Annotated in this window: 15 protein-coding genes; 8 read left to right on the forward strand and 7 right to left on the reverse strand. The window is 58.2% G+C overall.

Annotated elements, in window-relative coordinates:
- The first annotated feature begins 13 nt into the window (after window positions 1-13).
- Together TU81_RS21465 and radA are read left to right on the forward strand one after the other, a co-directional pair.
- Window positions 14-577: an ankyrin repeat domain-containing protein gene (locus TU81_RS21465; protein WP_048396473.1), complete on the forward strand. Its 564-nt coding sequence runs from the start codon at window positions 14-16 to the stop codon at window positions 575-577.
- A gap of 45 nt (window positions 578-622) precedes the next feature.
- The gene (radA, locus tag TU81_RS21470; RefSeq protein WP_007937264.1) at window positions 623-1990 is read left to right on the forward strand and encodes a DNA repair protein RadA; all 1368 of its coding nucleotides are present in this window, start codon (window positions 623-625) and stop codon (window positions 1988-1990) included.
- Between the two features lie 129 nt (window positions 1991-2119).
- Here radA and TU81_RS21475 read toward each other — a convergent pair whose 3' ends face one another.
- The gene (locus TU81_RS21475; protein ID WP_048396474.1) at window positions 2120-2488 is read right to left on the reverse strand and encodes a PilZ domain-containing protein; all 369 of its coding nucleotides are present in this window, start codon (window positions 2486-2488) and stop codon (window positions 2120-2122) included.
- 158 nt (window positions 2489-2646) lie between these two features.
- Here TU81_RS21475 and TU81_RS21480 point away from each other — a divergent pair, with 158 nt between their 5' ends.
- From TU81_RS21480 to lanM, 5 genes are all read left to right on the forward strand, one after another.
- Window positions 2647-4713 (forward strand): carbon starvation CstA family protein, encoded by a 2067-nt coding sequence (locus TU81_RS21480; protein WP_038981466.1) that lies wholly within the window; start codon window positions 2647-2649, stop codon window positions 4711-4713.
- Between the two features lie 14 nt (window positions 4714-4727).
- The gene (locus TU81_RS21485; RefSeq protein WP_048396475.1) at window positions 4728-4925 is read left to right on the forward strand and encodes a YbdD/YjiX family protein; all 198 of its coding nucleotides are present in this window, start codon (window positions 4728-4730) and stop codon (window positions 4923-4925) included.
- 161 nt (window positions 4926-5086) lie between these two features.
- Window positions 5087-6058 (forward strand): GTPase, encoded by a 972-nt coding sequence (gene yjiA, locus TU81_RS21490; protein ID WP_038981467.1) that lies wholly within the window; start codon window positions 5087-5089, stop codon window positions 6056-6058.
- Window positions 6059-6188: 130 nt separating this feature from the next.
- The gene (locus TU81_RS30520) at window positions 6189-6338 is read left to right on the forward strand and encodes a hypothetical protein (RefSeq protein WP_167344826.1); all 150 of its coding nucleotides are present in this window, start codon (window positions 6189-6191) and stop codon (window positions 6336-6338) included.
- A gap of 57 nt (window positions 6339-6395) precedes the next feature.
- Window positions 6396-9530: a type 2 lanthipeptide synthetase LanM gene (gene lanM / locus TU81_RS21495; RefSeq protein WP_053078306.1), complete on the forward strand. Its 3135-nt coding sequence runs from the start codon at window positions 6396-6398 to the stop codon at window positions 9528-9530.
- Here lanM and TU81_RS29770 read toward each other — a convergent pair.
- The 5 genes from TU81_RS29770 to TU81_RS21520 form a co-directional block, all read right to left on the reverse strand.
- Window positions 9457-10149, reverse strand: a complete 693-nt coding sequence (locus TU81_RS29770; RefSeq protein ID WP_082157866.1) for a GntR family transcriptional regulator — start codon at window positions 10147-10149, stop codon at window positions 9457-9459. The genes lanM and TU81_RS29770 overlap by 74 nt on opposite strands.
- Before the next feature lie 26 nt (window positions 10150-10175).
- On the reverse strand, window positions 10176-10880 hold the full coding sequence (locus tag TU81_RS21505) for a FadR/GntR family transcriptional regulator (protein ID WP_048396477.1): 705 nt from the start codon (window positions 10878-10880) through the stop codon (window positions 10176-10178).
- A gap of 67 nt (window positions 10881-10947) precedes the next feature.
- A complete protein-coding gene (locus tag TU81_RS21510; protein ID WP_048396478.1) occupies window positions 10948-12261 on the reverse strand; it encodes a C4-dicarboxylate transporter DctA in 1314 nt (437 codons plus the stop codon).
- A 276-nt stretch (window positions 12262-12537) separates the two neighbouring features.
- Complete coding sequence (gene glyA, locus TU81_RS21515) at window positions 12538-13791, reverse strand: serine hydroxymethyltransferase (RefSeq protein ID WP_048396479.1); 1254 nt, start codon at window positions 13789-13791, stop codon at window positions 12538-12540.
- Between the two features lie 248 nt (window positions 13792-14039).
- The gene (locus tag TU81_RS21520) at window positions 14040-17888 is read right to left on the reverse strand and encodes a bifunctional diguanylate cyclase/phosphodiesterase (RefSeq protein WP_048396480.1); all 3849 of its coding nucleotides are present in this window, start codon (window positions 17886-17888) and stop codon (window positions 14040-14042) included.
- A 285-nt stretch (window positions 17889-18173) separates the two neighbouring features.
- On the opposite strand from TU81_RS21520, the gene ettA reads away from it, so the two are divergent.
- A complete protein-coding gene (gene ettA, locus TU81_RS21525; RefSeq protein WP_038981474.1) occupies window positions 18174-19838 on the forward strand; it encodes an energy-dependent translational throttle protein EttA in 1665 nt (554 codons plus the stop codon).
- Window positions 19839-20061: 223 nt separating this feature from the next.
- Here ettA and TU81_RS21530 read toward each other — a convergent pair whose 3' ends face one another.
- Window positions 20062-20556 (reverse strand): GreA/GreB family elongation factor, encoded by a 495-nt coding sequence (locus TU81_RS21530; RefSeq protein ID WP_038981475.1) that lies wholly within the window; start codon window positions 20554-20556, stop codon window positions 20062-20064.
- Between the last annotated feature and the right edge of the window lie 178 nt (window positions 20557-20734).

Genomic DNA, 20734 nt, shown 5'->3' on the forward strand with positions numbered 1-20734 from the left:
AAGGAGTTCCGTCATGCGTTTTTATCTGTCTGTGTTTCTGGCGTTCGTGTCGTTCAATGTGCTCGCCGGGTCTGACGCGCAAGCCTCGCAAGCCTCGCAAGACCCTGCGGCGCTGAAAGCCCAGTTACAGGATTACTATTTCGATGCCGCTCGACGCGGTGATGTGCCGATGCTCGAGACCTTCATCGAGGCCGGCTATTTCCTCGATACCCGCGACGGCAAGGGTTACACCGCGCTGATTCTGGCCGCCTATCACGGCCAGGGTGCCGCAGTGGAGCGTTTACTCGCTGCCGGAGCGGACGCCTGCGCGCAGGATCAACGCGGCAACACGGCGTTGATGGGCGCAATTTTCAAAGGCGAAGTGCAGATCGCTCGAACCCTGCTTGCGGCCAATTGCAGCCCCGACCAACGCAACGGCGCGGGACAGACCGCGGCGATGTACGCCGGATTGTTCAAGCGCGTCGAGCTGCTCGACGCACTCAAGGCCAAAGGCGCGGACATGAACGCCGAAGATCCGCTGGGCAACAGTGCCACGCGTCTGGCCAGCGGTGAAATCCGCACCGCCGCGCCGCGCTGATCCGCGCCAGCTGAGCTATCATCGCGGTTTTTGCCGGGAGTTCAGATGGCCAAGGCCAAGCGCATGTACGGCTGCACCGAGTGTGGCTCAACCTTCCCGAAGTGGGCCGGCCAGTGCGGCGAATGCGGGGCCTGGAACACGCTGACCGAAACCATGGTCGAGAGCGGCGGCGCCGCAGCCCCCAGCGGGCGCACCGGTTGGACCGGCCAGCAGGCACAGATCAAAACCCTGGCCGAAGTCAGTGTTGAAGAGATTCCGCGTTTCTCCACGGCGTCCAGCGAGCTGGATCGCGTTCTGGGCGGCGGCTTGGTGGATGGCTCGGTAGTGTTGATCGGTGGTGATCCTGGCATCGGTAAGTCGACCATTTTGTTGCAAACCTTGTGCAACCTCGCCAAGAGCATGCCGGCGCTGTATGTCACCGGCGAAGAGTCCCAGCAACAAGTGGCCATGCGCGCCCGGCGCTTGGGCTTGCCTCAGGATCAGTTGCGGGTGATGACCGAAACCTGCATTGAAACCATCATCGCCACCGCCCGGCAGGAAAAGCCCAAGGTGATGGTGATCGACTCGATCCAGACGATTTTTACCGAGCAACTGCAATCGGCTCCGGGGGGCGTTTCCCAGGTTCGCGAAAGTGCGGCGTTGCTGGTGCGTTATGCCAAACAAAGCGGCACGGCGATTTTCCTCGTGGGCCATGTCACCAAAGAAGGCGCGCTGGCTGGTCCTCGAGTACTGGAACATATGGTCGACACCGTTCTGTATTTCGAAGGCGAATCCGATGGGCGCCTGCGCCTGCTGCGAGCGGTGAAAAACCGTTTCGGCGCGGTGAATGAATTGGGCGTGTTCGGCATGACCGACAAGGGCCTGAAAGAAGTCTCCAACCCCTCGGCGATTTTTCTGACCCGTGCCCAGGAAGAAGTCCCGGGCAGTGTGGTCATGGCCACGTGGGAAGGCACCCGGCCGATGCTGGTGGAAGTTCAGGCATTGGTGGACGACAGTCATCTGGCCAACCCGCGCCGGGTGACGCTTGGTCTGGATCAGAATCGCTTGGCCATGCTGTTGGCGGTTTTGCACCGCCATGGCGGCATTCCGACCCACGATCAGGACGTGTTCCTCAACGTGGTCGGCGGGGTGAAGGTGCTGGAAACAGCATCTGACTTGGCGCTGATGGCGGCGGTCATGTCCAGTTTGCGCAACCGGCCGCTGCCCCATGATCTGCTGGTGTTCGGCGAAGTCGGCTTGTCGGGTGAAGTACGCCCGGTGCCGAGTGGCCAGGAACGCTTGAAAGAGGCGGCCAAGCACGGCTTCAAGCGAGCCATCGTGCCCAAGGGCAACGCGCCGAAAGAGGCGCCGCCGGGATTGCAGATTATTGCCGTGACGCGTCTCGAACAGGCGCTCGACGCATTGTTCGAATAGCTGCAAGCAACACACATCCTGTGGGAGCCGGGCTTGCCCGCGATAGCGGTTTGTCAGTCGACATTTTTGGTGGGACTGAAATCGCCATCGCGGGCAAGCCCGGCTCCCACAGGGTATTGCGTCGTGTTTTCAGATTTCGATCAACGCGCCCAGCTCCCGCTCCAATTCCTGAGGATCGCCCAGGTTGAACTCGATCAACCGCCGCAGCCGTTCAATCGATTCCAGGCTGATGTGTTTGCAGACAAACCCGAGTTGACCATGGTCATCGTGGGTCAACATCACATCCATCTTGATCTCGACGTCTTCGTTAAGATGAATATCAACCAGGAAATGCCAGTCTGGATTACCCAGCCACGGCTCGGGCTTCTCGATAAGCAGACCCTTCAGCGACAGGTCGATCAACTTCACCGGCCAGATGAATTCCCCTTGGCTCAGCTCGGTTCGGGCATCGAACGCAATACGTTTGAAGCGGCGGCGATCAGCAGGGTGGTCACTCATGGCGCAATCCTCTGAATGTCCGCTGACTATAGACCCGCATGGTTAAAGCCTGCCAGCAAAGACAGGCTCTGGATCAATGTCGGGGTATGGCCTTTGCCGTCAGTAGCGCTAAACTCCGGATGGCTGTCTTTCTTGTCCACTCTGGCTGGAATCATAAAATGAAAAATAATAATAGCCTGCTACGCCACCTACCCTGGCTGCTGCTGGCAATTCTGGGAGCGTGCGCCCTGGGCGTAGTGGCATTGCGCCGAGGCGAGGCGATCAACGCCTTGTGGATTGTGGTCGCCGCCGTGGCCATTTATCTGGTCGCGTACCGCTACTACAGCCTGTTCATCGCTAACAATGTGATGCAACTCGATCCGCGTCGGGCTACACCTGCGGTACTCAACAATGACGGTCTGGACTATGTGCCGACCAACAAACACATCCTTTTCGGTCACCACTTCGCGGCCATCGCTGGCGCGGGGCCGCTGGTCGGGCCGGTATTGGCGGCGCAGATGGGCTACCTGCCCGGTACGCTGTGGCTGATTGCCGGCGTGGTGCTGGCCGGTGCGGTTCAGGACTTCATGGTCCTGTTCATGTCCACCCGCCGCAACGGTCGTTCTTTGGGCGATATGGTCCGTGAAGAAATGGGCCGCATCCCGGGGACCATCGCGCTGTTTGGCTGCTTCCTGATCATGATCATCATCCTCGCGGTGCTGGCGCTGATCGTGGTCAAGGCCCTGGCCGAAAGCCCTTGGGGCATTTTCACGGTGATGGCGACCATCCCGATCGCGATGTTCATGGGCATTTACATGCGCTACATCCGCCCGGGTCGCATCGGTGAAATCTCGGTGATCGGCGTGGCGTTGCTGCTGGGTTCGATCTGGCTGGGCGGGCAGATTGCCGCTGATCCGGTGTGGGCCAAGGCGTTCAGCTTTACCGGGGTCCAGATCACCTGGATGCTGATCGGCTATGGTTTTGTCGCGGCGGTATTGCCGGTGTGGCTGATTCTGGCGCCGCGTGACTACCTGTCCACCTTCCTCAAGATCGGCACCATCGTCGCGCTGGCGATCGGCATCCTGATCACCATGCCTGAGCTGAAAATGCCGGCATTGACCCAGTTCATCGACGGCACCGGACCGGTGTGGAAGGGCGGTCTGTTCCCGTTCCTGTTCATCACCATTGCCTGTGGCGCGGTGTCCGGTTTCCACGCACTGATCTCCTCCGGCACCACGCCGAAGTTGCTGGATAACGAGGTTAACGCCCGTTACATCGGTTACGGCGGCATGCTGATGGAATCCTTCGTCGCCATCATGGCAATGGTGGCTGCATCGGTGATCGAGCCGGGCGTGTACTTCGCCATGAACAGCCCGGCGGCGGTCGTCGGCGGTGACGTGGTGGCTGTTGCACAAGCTGTCAGTGGCTGGGGTTTCGCAATTACGCCGGAAGCGCTGCAGGCGGTGGCCAAGGACATCGGTGAAACCACCATCCTGGCCCGTGCCGGCGGTGCACCGACCCTGGCGGTCGGTATCGCGCAGATCCTGCACAGTGTGTTGCCGGGTGAAAACACCATGGCGTTCTGGTACCACTTCGCAATCCTGTTCGAAGCGCTGTTTATCCTGACCGCGGTCGACGCCGGCACCCGTGCCGGACGCTTCATGTTGCAGGATTTGCTCGGCTCCTTTGTGCCGGCGCTCAAACGCACCGAGTCCTGGACTGCCAACCTGATCGCAACCGCCGGTTGCGTGGCGATGTGGGGGTATCTGCTGTACCAAGGCGTGATTGACCCGCTGGGTGGCATCAACACCTTGTGGCCGCTGTTCGGTATCTCCAACCAGATGCTGGCCGGAATCGCGCTGATGCTGGCAACCGTTGTCCTGATCAAAATGAAACGCCAACGCTACATCTGGGTCACCATGCTGCCAGCGGTGTGGCTGCTGATCTGCACCACCACCGCAGGCTTCATCAAGCTGTTCGACGCCAACCCGGCAATCGGCTTCCTGTCGTTGGCGAAGAAATACAGCGATGCGTTGGCCAACGGGCAGATTCTGGCCCCGGCCAAGAGCATCGAGCAGATGCAGCATGTAATCTATAACGCCTACACCAATGCAACGCTGACCGCGCTGTTCCTGTTCGTGGTGTTCAGCATCCTGTTCTATGCGCTCAAGGTCGGTATTGCCGCCTGGGGTACCAAAGAACGTACGGATAAAGAATCGCCGTTCCAGGCTCAGCCGGATGCGTAATCGAGGATTGCACCATGTTCAATGACCTGAGTCGCCTCGGTAAATACCTCGGTCAGGCCGCGCGCCTGATGGTCGGCATGCCCGACTACGACAACTACGTCGAGCATATGCAAACCAAGCACCCGGACAAACCGCTGATGAGCTACGAGATGTTCTTTCGCGAACGTCAGGAAGCCCGTTACGGTGGCAAGGGTGGGCCGAAGTGCTGTTGATGCAACAGCCTGGCTGATGCAATCCCTGTGGGAGCGGGCTTGCTCGCGAAAGCGGTGTGTCATTCAACATTCATGTCGACTGACACGATCTCTTCGCGAGCAAGCCCGCTCCCACATTTGTTTTGTGTTGTTTCTTAACTTTGTGAAACAGGAGAACCCGTTTGTCCTCTCCCATTCCAGTAACAATCCTCAGTGGCTTTCTCGGCGCGGGAAAAACCACGCTGCTGCGCTATCTGCTCAAAGCCGAGCACGGCCTGAAAATCGCCGTGATCGAAAACGAATTCAGTGACGCCGGTATCGACACCCAATTGTTGGGCGACGAGCCGGTGCAAGTGATGACGCTGTCCAACGGCTGCGTCTGCTGCACCATCCACACCGATTTGACCAAAGCGCTGTACCTGCTGCTCGAACGTCTGGACAGCGGCGAAATAGCCTTCGATCGTCTGGTCATCGAATGCACCGGTCTGGCCGACCCGGCCCCGGTGGCGCAAACCTTCTTCATCGACGAAGAACTGCGTGAGCGCTACATCCTCGACGGCATCATCACCCTGGTGGACGCGGCCCACGCCGACCTGCACCTGACCCAGACCATTGCCCAGGCACAGATCGGCTTCGCCGACCGCTTGCTGGTGAGCAAACGGGATCTGGTGGACGAACCGACCTTCACTGCCCTCAGCGAGCGCCTGACCCGCATCAACCGCCGCGCGCCGATTCGCTTGGTCGAGCACGGCAAGATCGACCTGGCAGAACTGCTCGACGTGCGCGGTTTCAACCTCAACGCCGATCTCGGCGGTGGCGTGAGTCTGCGTCCAGTGAGCAAGGCGCCGTCCATCGACCGTATCTCCAGCCTGGTGTTACGCACCGACAAGCCGCTGGATATCGATAAACTCAGTGAGTTCATGAACGAACTGCTGGAAGACCATGGCAAGCAATTGCTGCGCTACAAAGGTGTTTTGAACATCCTTGGCGAACCGCGGCGCATGGTGTTTCAGGGGGTCTTGAAGCTGTACGGATTCGACTGGGATACCGAGTGGGCCGATGATGAAGTGCGGGAAAGTGTCATTGTGTTTATTGCTGATGAGTTGCCCGAAGAAAAAATTCGTGAAGGGTTCGCAAAAGTTGCAATAGACTAAGTTGTTAGTGTTTGTGATGAGTTGGGTGGTTACATTAAGTTAGAGTTTGTAGCGGGCTTTGGTGTTCCGTTGATGTTAACTTTCTTGGGTGCCAATGAAGGCACCTATTAGGTTAATATTGGAGCGTTATATGAAAGAGCAAATCCTGGAAATGTCTGGCGATTTCGACAGTGAGTTTGAAGCCTATGTGAAAGGCGGTATCAACAAGATGGCGGGCGTTGAAGTCATGTCCACCACCGCGATTACCTGCGAGAGCCTGGGTTGCACGGTTTTCTGCTAAATCGTCAGTAATATATGGCAGGTCGATGACCTGCCATTTTGGTCAAGGATGGCAAGCATGTTGGCTGATATTCTGACGTTCCAAGAGCGTGAAACATTGGGCGCGGGAAATGGAGTCGATATCGACTTACTGCGCAAGACCATGGAGATGCTGCATAAGGATGATGACGCCGTTATAAAATATTTCGGCATGAATAGGAGTGAGTTGGTTGGGCGGCTCGAGAATGGCACCGAGTATTGTGAGTCTTTACAGCACGCCTCGATAGAAGTTTTGCACAATAAAATTCAATTGATCGTTGCGTTGAGCCATGGTGATCAGCCAAGCAGTACGAGTCAGGAGGCATTTGAAGGCTTTTATAGGGTTTTTTATTGTTACTTTAAGCAAGTGTTTGAGTGCGATAAAAGATATGTCGAAAGTTGTCAGTATTTCAATGCCGACTCATTGCTGGCCAGTGTCCAGCCTTATGTAATAGCCTGTCTTAAGCGTTTGTCGCAAAAGTCCCTTGTTCATTGTCTCAATACGCGAATATCACAAGGCGTCGATACGGACCTGAACACCTTCGAACAGTTTCTTGGTACCCAATCGATAGGCCCGCTCCTGGCGTCCTATCCGGTACTGACTGACCTGCTGATCCAGCAAATGGAAAGCACATCCGCCTACCTGTACAAAGTCATCTCCCATTTTGCCAAGGACGCCGATGCGCTGGCTCAGCTATTCGCGCTGCGAGGGCGACGAATCGATTCTATCGACCTCGGATGGGGCGATCCCCATGCCAACGGCGAAACGGTCTGTGCTGTTCAGATCGCTACCACTTCGTTGGTCTACAAACCAAGAAGCAACCGCGAAGCGGAGTTCTATGGCGCGTTGATGAGGCTGTTGCACGAGAACAACCGTGACGAGTGTTTCTCTGCGCATACACCATCGTTGATCTGCAGAGACGACCGTTGCTGGATCGAAAAGGTAGAGAATCGAGCCTGTGAAACGGTAGGTGATGTGGCGTTGTACTACCGAAGAACGGGAGCGCAGATTGCGATCGCCCATGCCTTGAATGGCATGGATTTTCACTACGAAAACATCATCGCGTGCGGGAGCAGTCCGGTCATGATCGACCTTGAGTGTCTGTTTACAGCCTCAATGATTGACCTCAAGGGCGACCTTCCCGGTACCAGCGCGTTGTTCAAAACCTTGAAACTGAACGGTCAGTCGATATTCGCGACGGGTTTTGTTCCCTATTCACCTGGCTCTGAAAACGACTTCAGCGGCCTGACCCGACAAAAGCACTTCACCTCAAATGTACTGCGTCTGGTTCGTGAGCAAGGTTTCTATCACTTGAAGCGGGTCAGCATCGAAAAGACGCCGATTATCCGACACCTTCCGGTTCTCGATGGCCTGCCACGTCCGCTGGAAGACTATCAGGAAGACATTTTTGAAGGATTTGAGTTGGCCTACGATGAGGTGATGAAGCATCGGAGCGCGATACTGGCGTTGATCCGTCAGCATGCCAGTGAGTTGAAAACACGGGTATTAATCAAGAATACCCAGCGTTATGTGGACTTCATCGAATTGACGCTGCATCCGCGCTTTATGCAATGCATGCTCCAGCGCCAGTTGCTGTTGGCCACGTTGTGGTCGGAGTTGAGCGAAACGCTTATTGGCAAGCATGTTCCTGGTCACGAGTCGGTCGATCTGGAGCGGGCAAATATCCCAAGTTTCAGCATGCCTATCGGCTCCAATCGATTGTTCAGCGGTCATGGCGGGTTCGTGGCTGAACTCGACATAGAGAGCCCACTTGAAAGTTGCCGACGAAAGCTGAGCGATCTGTCCGCCAAGGACAAAGCTTTTCAGACACTCATCCTGCGCGAGTGCCTGTTCCCTTCGGACAATGGGGCCATGCCCTTGAATAGGCAGCATCGCCAGAAAGGTGTGCCGGGTATGCGAATGTCGGACTATCTTGCAGGGGCGCTGAGAGTTGCGGCAGTGATCGAACGGTTGAGCATTGAGGGCGAAGACGGAGATGTAGCGTGGTCTTTCCTCAATACCCATCCGACAACTCGACGCAACTACCTCTCGCCCATGAGTAACAGCCTGTATAGCGGCATGGGTGGGTTGGCTGTTTTTTACATGAGCCTGTTTCGAGTCAGCGGTCAGCCAGAACACTTGAGCATGGCCGACCGAATTGTCGACTCGATGGCCAGATCCCACGAGCATTTTGACAGCGACATGGCGGTCAGCGCCTATTTCGGCCTGGCGTCTTACCTCTATGTTCTAGTCAATCATCAACAGGTCATGGGGCAGGATATCCATCGCGCGACCATTGATGACTTATTGCTCAAGCTCGCCGACTTTCCGCGTCAGGACGACGAGTTTGACTTCCTTAATGGATGGTGCGGGACGGTCACGATACTGGTGAATCTGTATCAGCTGGAAAAGCGAGACAGTTTGATCCCACTCATCGAAAAATTCTCGGCAGCCATTCAAGCCGAGCTGCTGAACGAAGAGGGGAGATTTGTGCGCAAGTCCTGTCGAACGCCTTTGCTCACCGGATTCTCCCACGGGATTTCAGGCATTCTCCAGGCGCTCGGCAAAGCTTATGAGGTGACGGGGAATGCGGCGCTTGTCCCGCTGATCGAGGCCTTGTTGAAGGACGAAAACCGCCTGAAAGCCCAGGGATTCTGGCTGGATCTGCGTGATGCCTCGAAGTCGTCCCACATGACCAAGTGGTGTCACGGCGATGCCGGGATCCTGATCTCCAGGTTGCAACTCAAGAAAGCGCTCAAAGGTGTATTCAGTGTGGAGCTGGGGGCGATCGTCGACAACGATATCAGTCAGTGCGAGCACAATCTCTGGCACCACGGACTTGGGTCCGGCTACAGCCTTTGCCATGGTGACTTCGGTAATCTGGTGTGTTTGCTGGAGCTGTATCGCAGCACGGGAAACAATCAGGGAATTGCGAGGAGTCAGCAGGCGTTCTCCGAGGTCGCAGACAACTTCTTCAATGAAGACTTCATGACGCAAAACAGCGTACCTGTTCTCGGGATGATGCTGGGACTCACAGGGGTGGGTCAGGCGTTGTTGTGTGCGGTAGAGCCGACGTTGCCGAATGTCCTGTCGTTGACGTTTATGGATGTTCGCCCAGCAGCCTCTGTTCAAGATCATCCAGATATTGTGTCATCAAGCGCACTGCTGCACTGACGTCGGTTCGCTCCAGGGCATCCATAAGGCGAACGTGCGTCTGCCAGGTGCAAGCGCTACCGGTTTGTCCCTTATATTGTTGTGCAATCGCCAGCGACGTCAGAGGTACGAGGCTTTCGAGGAAGTGCGCCAACGGGGCATTATCGGCCATGTTGGCAAGTTGCAGATGGAATTCGCCGGACAGACGGATAGCCGTACCGTGCTGGCCTCGCTCCATGCACTGACGTTGCTCTTCGGTCAATTCACGTAACTTGACCAGCATGCTGGAATGGCGCCGTTGACAGGCGAGCTGAACCAGCGTGCTTTCGGCCAAGCGACGGGCATGGAGTACCTGGCGGGTTTGTTCGGGGGCGGGCGCGGCGACTCGCGGGCGGTGATTAGGTCTCAAGATGATGACCTGCTGATGGGACAGACGCGACAGAACCTGGCGCACGGTGCTTCGGCTGACCCCGAACATATGCCCCAGGCTTTCTTCGGTGAAACGGCTGGAAGGGCTGATGCGTTGCTCAAGGATGGCGTCGAAGATCCGCGGATAGACATCATCCACCGATGGCTTCTCGCTGTCCGTTCGGGAGAAGGGCAGGGCAGTGAATATCTGTGGTGAGGCGAAGCTGTTCATGGCCTGTCTCCAGTTCGACGAGGGGTTCAACTGCCGAGATGGTCGTCCGGGATGTTCAATTCGATGCCCATCCGCTGACCTTCCCGAAGGATGTGCCGACGCATCTCGGCGCTGGCCTGGGCGCTGTTCTTGCTGCGAATAGCTCGTACGACGGCTTCGTTTTCCTCAAGGCGTTCAGCCAAATGCTCCGGTGAATTGCGCAGCACGTCGGCGCTTTGTTTGAGGGCGTTGCTGGTCTGCTGCACCACGCTCTGGAAAATCGGGTTCGAGGTCAGGGCGAACAGTTCCTCGTGGAATGCGATGTAGGCATTCACGCCAGCCTCGCTGTCGTTGGCCTCAAGGGCTTCGCGCATGTCCATCAGGGTCAGGCGCAGTTGCCCGACTTCCTTGCTGCTGATGGACTGCGCCACCAGGCCGACGATGAACGGTTCGAGGGTGTAGCGCAGTTGCAGCACGTCTTCCAGGCTGGCCCCGGCTACCGCGCTGTCGTGGCTTTGGCTGTCGCTGAGATTGGCCTCCAGCACCACCACGCCTTTGCCTGGCATGGAGCGCACCAGCCCGAGGGTTTCCAGCACGATGACCGCTTCGCGCAGGCTCGGACGGCTGATGCCCAGTTGTTCGGCCAGTTCACGCTGGCCCGGCAGCATTTCGCCGGAACGCCACTGACCGCGGGCCAGAGCGGCCCGAAGTTTTTCTACGACTGAATTTACAACGGTTGACGAGGTAATCACTGTTCGCTCCATGAGCATCCATAACGATTGATGGCCGTGCCTGCCCGCAGGCAGGCACGGCGATTATTCAGAATTCCTGCTGATGCGCCGGGGCAACCGGCTTTCTCGGCTGGAAGGTATAACCCTGTTGACCGGACAGCACCTTGTTTGCCCGTTGGATATCGATATCTTTTTCCCAGCGGGCGATGGCCACGGTGGCGACGCAGTTACCGATCAGGTTGGTCAGCGCACGGCCGATGCCCATGAACCAGTCCACTGCTAATACAAGCACCAGGCCGACTACCGGAATCGCCGGGATCGCCGTCAGTGTCGCCGCGAGAATCACCAGCGCCGAACCGGGAATCCCGTGGGCACCTTTGGAGGTGATCAGCGACACCAGCAGAATCGTCAGCAGGTCTGTCATGGCCAGCGGCGTGCCGGTGGCATTGGCGATGAACACGATCGCCAAGGTCAGGTAGATCGAAAAACCGTCAAGGTTGAACGAGTACCCGGTCGGAATCACCAGACCGACCGTGGAGCTGCCGATGCCCAGATGCTCAAGCTTGCGCATGATTTGTGGCAGCACGGCGTCGGAAGAGGCGGTGCCCATGACGATCAGCAGTTCTTCGCGCAGGTACTTGAGCAACGGCCACATCTTCAGACCCGAAAGGCGCATCACCAGACCGAGAATCAATGTCACGAAGGCCACACAGGTCAGGTAAAACAGGCCGACGAGATTGCCCAGGTGTTGCAGCGAGTCCAGGCCGTATTTGCTGGTGGTGAAGGCGATGGCGCCAAACACGCCGATTGGTGCCAGGCGCACGATCATGCCCATGATGCGGAAGATCACGTGGCTCAGCTCATTAATCAGCCGGGAAATACCCGACGCTGCTTCGCCCACCAGGTTCAGCGCGCTGCCGAACAGCACCGAAAACAACAGGACTTGCAGAATGTTGTTTTCCGCGAAGGCGCCGATCACCGAAGTCGGGATCAGGTTCATCAGGAACTGGGTGGTGGTGTGCATGTGCTGACCGCGCTGGGCGATGTCGCCAATGTCGGCGGCGGAGAGCTGGTCCAGATGAATGTTCGCGCCGCTGCCGATGCCGGTCGTGAAGGCGAACACCAGGCCGATTACCAAGGCGATGGTGGTCAGGATTTCGAAGTAGATCACCGATTTCAGGCCGATGCGTCCGACCTTCTTCAAGTCGCCGGCACCGCTGATGCCGCTGACCACCACGCAGAACACGATCAAGCCAATGAGCATCTTGATCAGTTTGATGAAACCGTCGCCGAGGGGTTTGAGTTGCGCGGAGTATTCAGGAAGGGCCAGCCCGCAGACGATGCCGAGCACCAGTCCGAGAACCACTTGAAGGAAGATTGAACGCGAGCACCATCTGAGCATGGGAGGAATCCTGGTCGGTGTCCTGGCTGCCGTGCGCGAGGCGCATCAGATTCAGGACTTAATTATTGTGGTCTTACCGGTATGTCCAGTGCAGGCGCAGTCTAGGCGCTGTTTTTGGGTGATCGCAAGCATATTTTGAATAATTGGCATGACCGGTCTTACCAGTTGGGCGCAATGCCCCGACCTTGAGCCTTTTCGTTATTTGAAAAAATCGCGGACGAAAAAAAACCGGCCATCACTGGCCGGTTTTTTCATTGCTGCGGTTTAGCGGGGCAATTAAGCGCCGTATACCGGCAGCTTCTTGCAGATGGCCTTGACCTTCTCACGAACGGCGTCGATCACCGCTTCGTTGTTCAGGTCCGCCAGGATGTCGCAGATCCAGCCGGCCAGCTCTTTGCACTCTGCTTCCTTGAAGCCGCGAGTGGTCACAGCCGGCGTACCGAAACGCAGACCGGAGGTGACGAACGGGGAGCGTGGATCGTTCGGTACCGAGTTCTTGTTCACGGTGATGAACGCTTTGCCCAGTGCGGCGTCGGCGTCTTTACCGGAGATTTCCTGCTTGATCAGCGACAGCAGGAACAGGTGGTTCTGAGTACCGCCCGACACCACGTCGAAACCGCGCTCGATGAATACGCCGGCCATGGCCTGGGCGTTTTTCACCACTTGTTGCTGGTAGGTCTTGAACTCAGGCTGCAGCGCTTCCTTGAAGCAGATCGCCTTGGCAGCGATCACGTGCTCCAGCGGGCCACCTTGGGCGCCCGGGAATACTGCGGAGTTCAGCTTCTTCTCGATGTCGGCGTTGGCGCGAGCCAGGATCAGGCCGCCACGTGGACCGCGCAGGGTCTTGTGCGTGGTGGTGGTCACGACGTCAGCGAATGGAACCGGGTTCGGGTAGACGCCAGCGGCGACCAGCCCCGCAACGTGAGCCATATCAACAAAAAGATAAGCGCCGACTTTGTCAGCGATAGCGCGAAAGCGCGGGAAGTCCAGAATCTGCGAGTAGGCAGAGAAACCGGCCACGATCATTTTTGGCTTGTGCTCAACCGCCAGACGCTCGACTTCGTCGTAGTCGATCAGGCCGTTGGCGTCGATGCCGTACTGAACAGCGTTGTACAGCTTGCCGGAGGACGAAACGCTGGCACCGTGGGTCAAGTGACCGCCGTGGGCCAGGCTCATGCCCAGGATGGTGTCGCCAGCTTGCAGCAGGGCCAGGTAAACGGCGCTGTTGGCTTGGGAACCGGCGTGTGGCTGAACGTTGGCGTAATCGGCGCCGAACAGTTGTTTTGCTCGATCAATTGCAAGCTGCTCAACAATGTCGACGAACTCGCAACCACCGTAGTAGCGCTTGCCCGGGTAACCTTCGGCGTACTTGTTGGTCAGTACCGAGCCTTGAGCTTCCATCACCGCAGGGCTGGTGTAGTTTTCCGAAGCGATCAGCTCGATGTGTTCTTCCTGGCGCTGAGCTTCTTGCTCCATGGCGGCAAAAAGGTCGGCGTCGTACTTGGCAATAGTCAAATCACGGCTGAACATGGCGGTCCTCAAGGATCGGGGCAGAAAAGGGAGGCATTCTAACCCAATGGGTTTTAGATGGCATATGAAAGGACATCATGTCGCAGACAAGTGGGCTTCATGACCAGATATGCGGTGCCTGTACGGGCCTCATCGCAGGCAAGCCAGCTCCCACAAGAGTCGGTGTCAGCCAAAGATATCTGATTATCCGCAAATCCCTGTGGGAGCGGGCTTGCCCGCGATGAGGCCAGCAGCCTCACCACATAGCTTCAGTCAAACATGAACAACGCATCATTGCTGAACTGCGCCTCAAACCGGCTCGCCGGCATTGGCCGGCCAAACAGATACCCCTGAACCTCATCGCAACCATGCTCACGCAGGAAGTCGAGCTGCTCGTGGGTTTCCACGCCTTCGGCGATTACCGCCAGATTGAGGCTGTGGGCCATGGCGATGATCGCCCGGGCAATTTGCGCATCCTGTTCCCCCGAGGGCAGGCCATCAACGAAGGTGCGGTCGATTTTCAGCACGTCGATCGGGAATTGCTTGAGGTAGTTGAGCGATGAATAACCTGTGCCGAAGTCATCGACCGCGATGCTCAGGCCGAGGTTTTTCAACCCGGCGAGAATCTGCATCGCCTCGCTGACTTCGCGCATCAGGATACTTTCGGTCAATTCCAGCTCCAGGCACGCCGGCGGCAGGCCGGTTTCCTTGAGGATGGTGGCGATCCGCGTACCGAGCTGCCCGTCGGAGAACTGCCGGGCCGAGATATTCACCGAGACCTTCGGCACCCGTACCTTGGCCTGGTGCCAGGCCTTGAGCTGACGGCAGGCTTCGCTGATCACCCAGTCGCCGACATCCACCACCAACCCGAGCTCCTCGAGCACCGGAATGAAATCCCCCGGCGGCACCAGACCGCGTCGTGGGTGGCGCCAGCGCAGCAGGGCTTCGGCGCCGGTCAGGCGTTTGCCGTCGCCGCTGAATTGCGGCTGGTAGTACAGCACGAATTCGTTTTGTTCCAGGGCATGACGCAAGTCGCTTTCCAGCTCCAGACGCTCCAGGGCGCTGGCGTTCATGTCAGCCTGATAGAACTGGAAGTTGTTCTTGCCGCGCTCCTTGGCGTGGTACATCGCGGTGTCGGCGTTCTTCATCAGCTGACTGAGTTCGCTGCCGTCCTGAGGGCTCAGGGCGATGCCGATACTGGCGGTGACAAAGAACTCGCGGCCTTCCAGCACGAACGGTTTCACCAGGCTGGCGAGGATCTGCTCGGCCACATGAATCGCCCGGTTCAGTGCGATCGCCCGGTTGACCCGCGGTTGCAGCAGCAACGTGAACTCATCGCCGCCCATGCGCGCCACGGTGTCGTCATCGTCGACGCAACCGAGCAGGCGCGTGGCCATTTCCTTGAGCATACGGTCGCCGGCGGCGTGGCCCAGGGAGTCGTTGATTGGTTTGAAGCGGTCGAGGTCGAGGAACATCAGCACCACCCAGGACTTCTGCCGTTCAGCCGATTGCAGCGCGGTGTGCAGGCGATCCTGGAACAGCGTGCGGTTGGGCAGGTGGGTCAAGGCGTCGTAATAGGCCAGGCGGTGAATCCGTTGCTCACTGGCCTTGCGCTCGCTGATGTCGCTGAAGAAACACACGTAGCTGGCCAGATCGCCTTCATCGTCGAGTACCGCCGTAATCCCGACCCAGGCCGGGTAATGCTCGCCATTGCGTCGTTTAAGCCAGACTTCGCCTTCCCAGGTGCTGTGCTGATGCAATTGTTTGAGCACATAGCGCAGATGGGCTTCCTGCTGCTCATCGACGGTGAGCATGTTCGGCAACTGGTCGAGGACCTGGGACACCGCATAGCCGCTGACGCGACTGAAAGCTTCGTTGGCCTGGACGATGTAGCCGGCCGGGTCAGTGATCAGAATCGCCGAGGTCGAGTGCTCGAATACCGTGGCCGCCATGCGCAAGTCTTTTTCGGCCCGACGTTGCTGGCTGATGTCGCGACCGACCCCGAGCACACCTTCGAAGGCGCCGTGTTCGTCCCAGACCAGCACCAGACGCAACTCGATAGGGATCTTGCGTCCGTCGGCCCGCAGGCAGTCGAACAGAAACAGCTGGGTCTGCACCTGACTGCGCAGCAGGGCCAGTTGTTCGGGTTTATCCAGCGCTTTGCTGACCCGGTCCATCAGGCTGTAGATGCCGGTCAGTTGTTGCGGGTTGGCGATGGTCGATTGCCAGCCGTTCTGGAATATCCAGTCGGCGTCGAAGCCCAGCACGGCTTGCACCGAGGGGCTGACGTAATTGAGCGACATCTTGCTGTCGGTGGAGAAAATCACGTCGCTGATGCTTTCGGCGAGCATCCGGTAGCGTTGCTCGCTGTCGCGCAAGGACTCGCTGGCTTCGATCTGCTCGGTGATGTCCTTGGCCACGCCAATGATGCGCGTGACCTGATCGTGTTTGTCCCGCGCCAGGGCCTGTTCGCGAATATCGAAACGCCGCCATTTGCCATCGCGATGGCGGAAACGCAGTTGGCATTGCATCAGTTGGGTGTAACCCGCGTGACGTTGGGACTGGCGTGACCGGTGGTAGTAGTCGGCATCCTCGGGGTGCAACAGGATTTCCCAGAAATACTCGCCCATCTGGTGCAGTTCGGTGCGGTTGTAACCCAGCGTTTGCCCCAGATGATGGTTGCTGAAGATCATCCGCTGGCTGATCACATCCTGCACATACAGGTGATCCGGGACGGTGCGCACTACGTCGGACCAGAACCCTTCACGCTCAAGCAGCGACAATTCGATGAGCTTGCGACTGGTGATATCGCTGATGCTCAGGATCACTGCTTTGTAGTCGGCCTGATTTTCCGGCAGGCGCAGCACCAGCCACAAATGCTGGTCGCGGCCATTGGCGTCCTGGAGTTTGATTTCCAGCTCAAGCTGTTTCTGTTGGTGCAGCACCGCTTCGAGCACTTGATTGCCGATGGCCGTGCAATCCAATGGGCAGCCGTCGATCAGCAGTTTCCAGGCTTGATCGCAGGAATTGACATTGAGCAGTTGCAGGGCGACCTGATTGACCTCGGTGATGCGCAGTTCCTGCAGCAGTTGCTGGCGTTGCTCCGGTGTTTCGAGCCAGGCCTTCAACTGCTCGCTGCTGTTGAGTTGGGCCCTGTCGAAGATACTTTTGAGCCCGGACAGGTCGAGCACGCACAGCGCAACGCCGGTGCCTTCGAAAATGTCCTGATAGCGTCGACGGCCTTCATGCAGTTGGCGTTGACGGCGACGAATGTTCAGCAGCGCGATGAACGGCAACAAGGAGAGGGCCAGGCCCAGCAGGCATTTGCCGATGAACGCCGGCAGCAGTTGTTCGATCACCCGTTGCCGGTCGAATAGCCCGCGCAGTTGCCAATCGCTGCTGCTCAAGGGGATTGTCAGCACGCTGTTGGCCAGTTCGTCGGCTGTCAGCACGGCCGGTTTGGCCGAGGGCTGGGCGTCATCGCGGCTGATGATTTGATGATTGATGCGGTTTTCCACCAGCCACTGGGGGCGGATGCCGACGTCGGCCTGCTTGGTCAGCGAGGAGAAAAACGTTGGCGTCAGGCGCAGGACCCAATAACCGCGGCTGCTGCCGCTGGCCTGATGCAGGAGCAGGTGCACCACCGAACCGTCATCTGCATTGCTGAAATAGTGGGCCTGGGCGCGGCTGCGCTGAACCAGTTCGCTCAGGTAATGGGCGTCCGGGCTGTCGGCGGCACTGTCGCTGAGGATTTTTCCGGAGGGACTGAGCAGCGCCAGGCTGCGCAGGTCGGGCAGCGATTGCTGCAGTTTGCGCAGCAACGCCTGCTGTTCGTCGGGGCTTTGTGGTTGTTCGATGATCGGTAGCAGATTAAGGGCGATCTGGGCATTGAGTGCCATGTTGAGGCTGACTTGCGAAGCCAGGTCGGCCGAGTAGTCGATGGTGTACTGGCGCTGGTTTTTCTGGGTTTCGCGAAGCTGGTCCAGTAGCTGCCAGAACAGCAGTGCGAGCAGTAACAGGACGAGGGTCGCCAGCGCGCCCTTCAAGGTGCCGCGCAGGGGCGAGCCGGTCGCAGGATTGAGTGCGCTCACGGACGATGGCGGAGAGACATTAGACAAACTGTAATCCTGCGGTTTGGCTGGACTGGCGCGACGTGCACTATAAGCCGGGCGCCCGAAGCGCGGCTAGCATGCCTTGAGTTGTGGCGAAGTGCCAGCCCTGCTCGGCTGGACTGCCTTCCGTCAATCAGGTAGCTTTGCCGGTTACGCGGGAGCGTTCCAGCTCCTAAACTCAGGCTTTTTCCGCGCGCCGGTATTGAGATTAATCAATCGCTTGCACTGCGCATGGCCTGGCCCGGGCTTCGCCCGCGCTTTAATTCATCAGTCACTGACCCTAGGTTCTCCATGGCTCAATACGTCTTCACCATGCATCGGCTGGGCAAAGTTGTTCCACCGAAGCGGGAAATCCTGAAAAACATTTCGCTGTCCTTCTTCCCTGGCGCCAAGATCGGCGTACTCGGTCTCAACGGTTCGGGTAAGTCCACGCTGCTGAAAATCATGGCTGGCGTCGATACCGAGTTCGACGGCGAAGCCCGTCCGATGCCGGACCTGAACATCGGCTACCTGCCGCAAGAACCGATCCTGGACCCGACCAAGACTGTACGTGAAGTGGTCGAGGAAGCGGTCAGCGTGATCAAGAACGCCCAGGCGCGCCTGGACGAGGTCTACGCGGCTTACGCTGACGAAGATGCCGACTTCGACAAACTGGCCGCCGAACAGGCCAAGCTTGAAGCCATCCTGCAAGCCAGCGACGGTCACAACCTGGATCGCCAACTGGAAGTCGCCGCCGATGCACTGCGCCTGCCAGCGTGGGATGCCAAGGTCGAATTCCTGTCTGGTGGTGAAAAACGTCGTGTGGCCCTGTGCCGCCTGCTGCTGTCCGCACCAGACATGCTGCTGCTCGACGAACCGACCAACCACCTGGACGCCGATTCCGTCGCCTGGCTTGAGCACTTTCTGCACGATTTCCCGGGCACCGTGGTTGCGATCACGCACGACCGTTACTTCCTGGACAACGTCGCCGGCTGGATCCTCGAGCTCGACCGCGGCGCCGGTATCCCGTACGAGGGCAACTATTCGGGTTGGCTCGAAGCCAAGTCCGATCGTCTGGCGGCCGAATCCAAGCAGCAATCGGCTCACGAAAAGGCCATGAAGGAAGAGCTGGAGTGGGTGCGCAAAGGCGCCAAGGCCCGCCAGTCCAAATCCAAGGCTCGTCTGCAACGCTTCGAAGAAATGCAATCGCAGGAATTCCAGAAGCGCAGCGAAACCAACGAGATCTACATCCCGGCCGGTCCGCGCCTGGGCGACAAGGTCATCGAGTTCAAGAATGTCAGCAAGGGCTACGGCGATCGCGTGTTGATCGACAACCTGTCGTTCTCCATGCCTAAAGGCGCCATCGTTGGCGTGATCGGCGGTAACGGTGCCGGTAAATCGACCCTGTTCCGTATGCTGATGGGCAAGGAAACACCGGATTCGGGCTCTATCGAAGTCGGTGAAACCGTGCAACTGGCGTGCGTCGATCAGACCCGTGAAGACCTGGACGGCAGTAAGACTGTGTTCCAGCAGATCTCCGACGGTTCCGACCAGATTCGCATCGGCAACTACGAAATCCCGTCGCGCACCTACGTGGGTCGCTTCAACTTCAAGGGCGGCGATCAGCAGAAGTTCGTCAAGGACCTGTCCGGTGGTGAGCGCGGTCGCTTGCACCTGGCCCTGACCCTGAAAGAGGGTGGCAACGTCCTGCTGCTCGACGAACCGTCCAACGACCTCGACGTTGAAACCCTGCGTTCCCTGGAAGAAGCCCTGCTGGACTTCCCGGGCGCCGCCATTGTGATCTCTCACGATCGGTGGTTCCTTGACCGCGTCGCGACTCACATCCTGGCGTACGAAGACGACTCGCAAGCGGTGTTCTTCGAAGGCAACTACACCGAGTACGAAGCCGATCGCAAGAAACGCCTCGGCGAAGCGGCTTCCCAACCGCACCGCGTACGGCACAAAAAACTGGCCTGATTTCAGGTTGGTCGCATAGAAAAAACGGAGCCTTCAGGGCTAATGCCAGTCAGTTAAGGGTAAATCGGACCTGTAGGAGCCAGGCTTGCCGGCGAAGGCGTCCTTAAGAGCGCCTTCGCCGGCAAGCCTGGCTCCTACGAAAAGCGGTTCATTCGCTTAACTGACCGGCATTAGCCTTCAGGGCTCCGTTTTTTTGTTCTTAGAGATTGCGGCGTCATCGAATTCACCCCATTTCTATGGCCAACACCTCAATCACCAAATCCCCCGCCGGCCGTTTCCACAGCACCTCATCGCCCACTTGCGCCCCGAGCAACGCCCGCCCCAGCGGCGAGCTCCAATTGATCAAGCCATGGGCGGCATCCGCCTGGTCTTCTCCGACCAATTGCACGCGCTGCTGATGATCGTGCTCGTCGGCAAAGGTCACCCAGTTGCCGATCTGCACTTTATCGGCCGAGGAGGCCTGTGCGACCACCTGGGCGCTTTGCAGGCGCTGCTTGAAGTAGCGCCAGTCGCGATCGAGGTCGGCCTGGCGCTGCTTGTCGGCCAGTTCGCCTTTGGCGCTTTCCTGATCAAGCAGGCTTTGCAGCTCGGCGACTTTCGCCTGAAGCTGCGCCAGGCCCACTGGCGTGACGTAATTGGGCTGCGCGCTGACCTGCCGTTCGACTGGCTGATCGGCTTGCGCGGCGGCGTTATCTTCATTGACGAAGGCGCGACTCATGCTGTTCTCCCGTTATAGGGTTTGGGCCATGGTCGCAGGCTTTAAGTTTCGACGAATGTCTGTAAACGACTTATTGCGAGCGATCGCAATGCCACATCTCGGATTCCTGGACCGTTCAATGGCCTATAAGGGAAGTCTAGAAGTGGATTTGTCGGGTGGGAGTAAAAGAAAGGTCAAA

The organism is Pseudomonas lini (assembly GCF_001042905.1).
Taxonomy (GTDB): Bacteria; Pseudomonadota; Gammaproteobacteria; order Pseudomonadales; family Pseudomonadaceae; genus Aquipseudomonas; species Aquipseudomonas lini.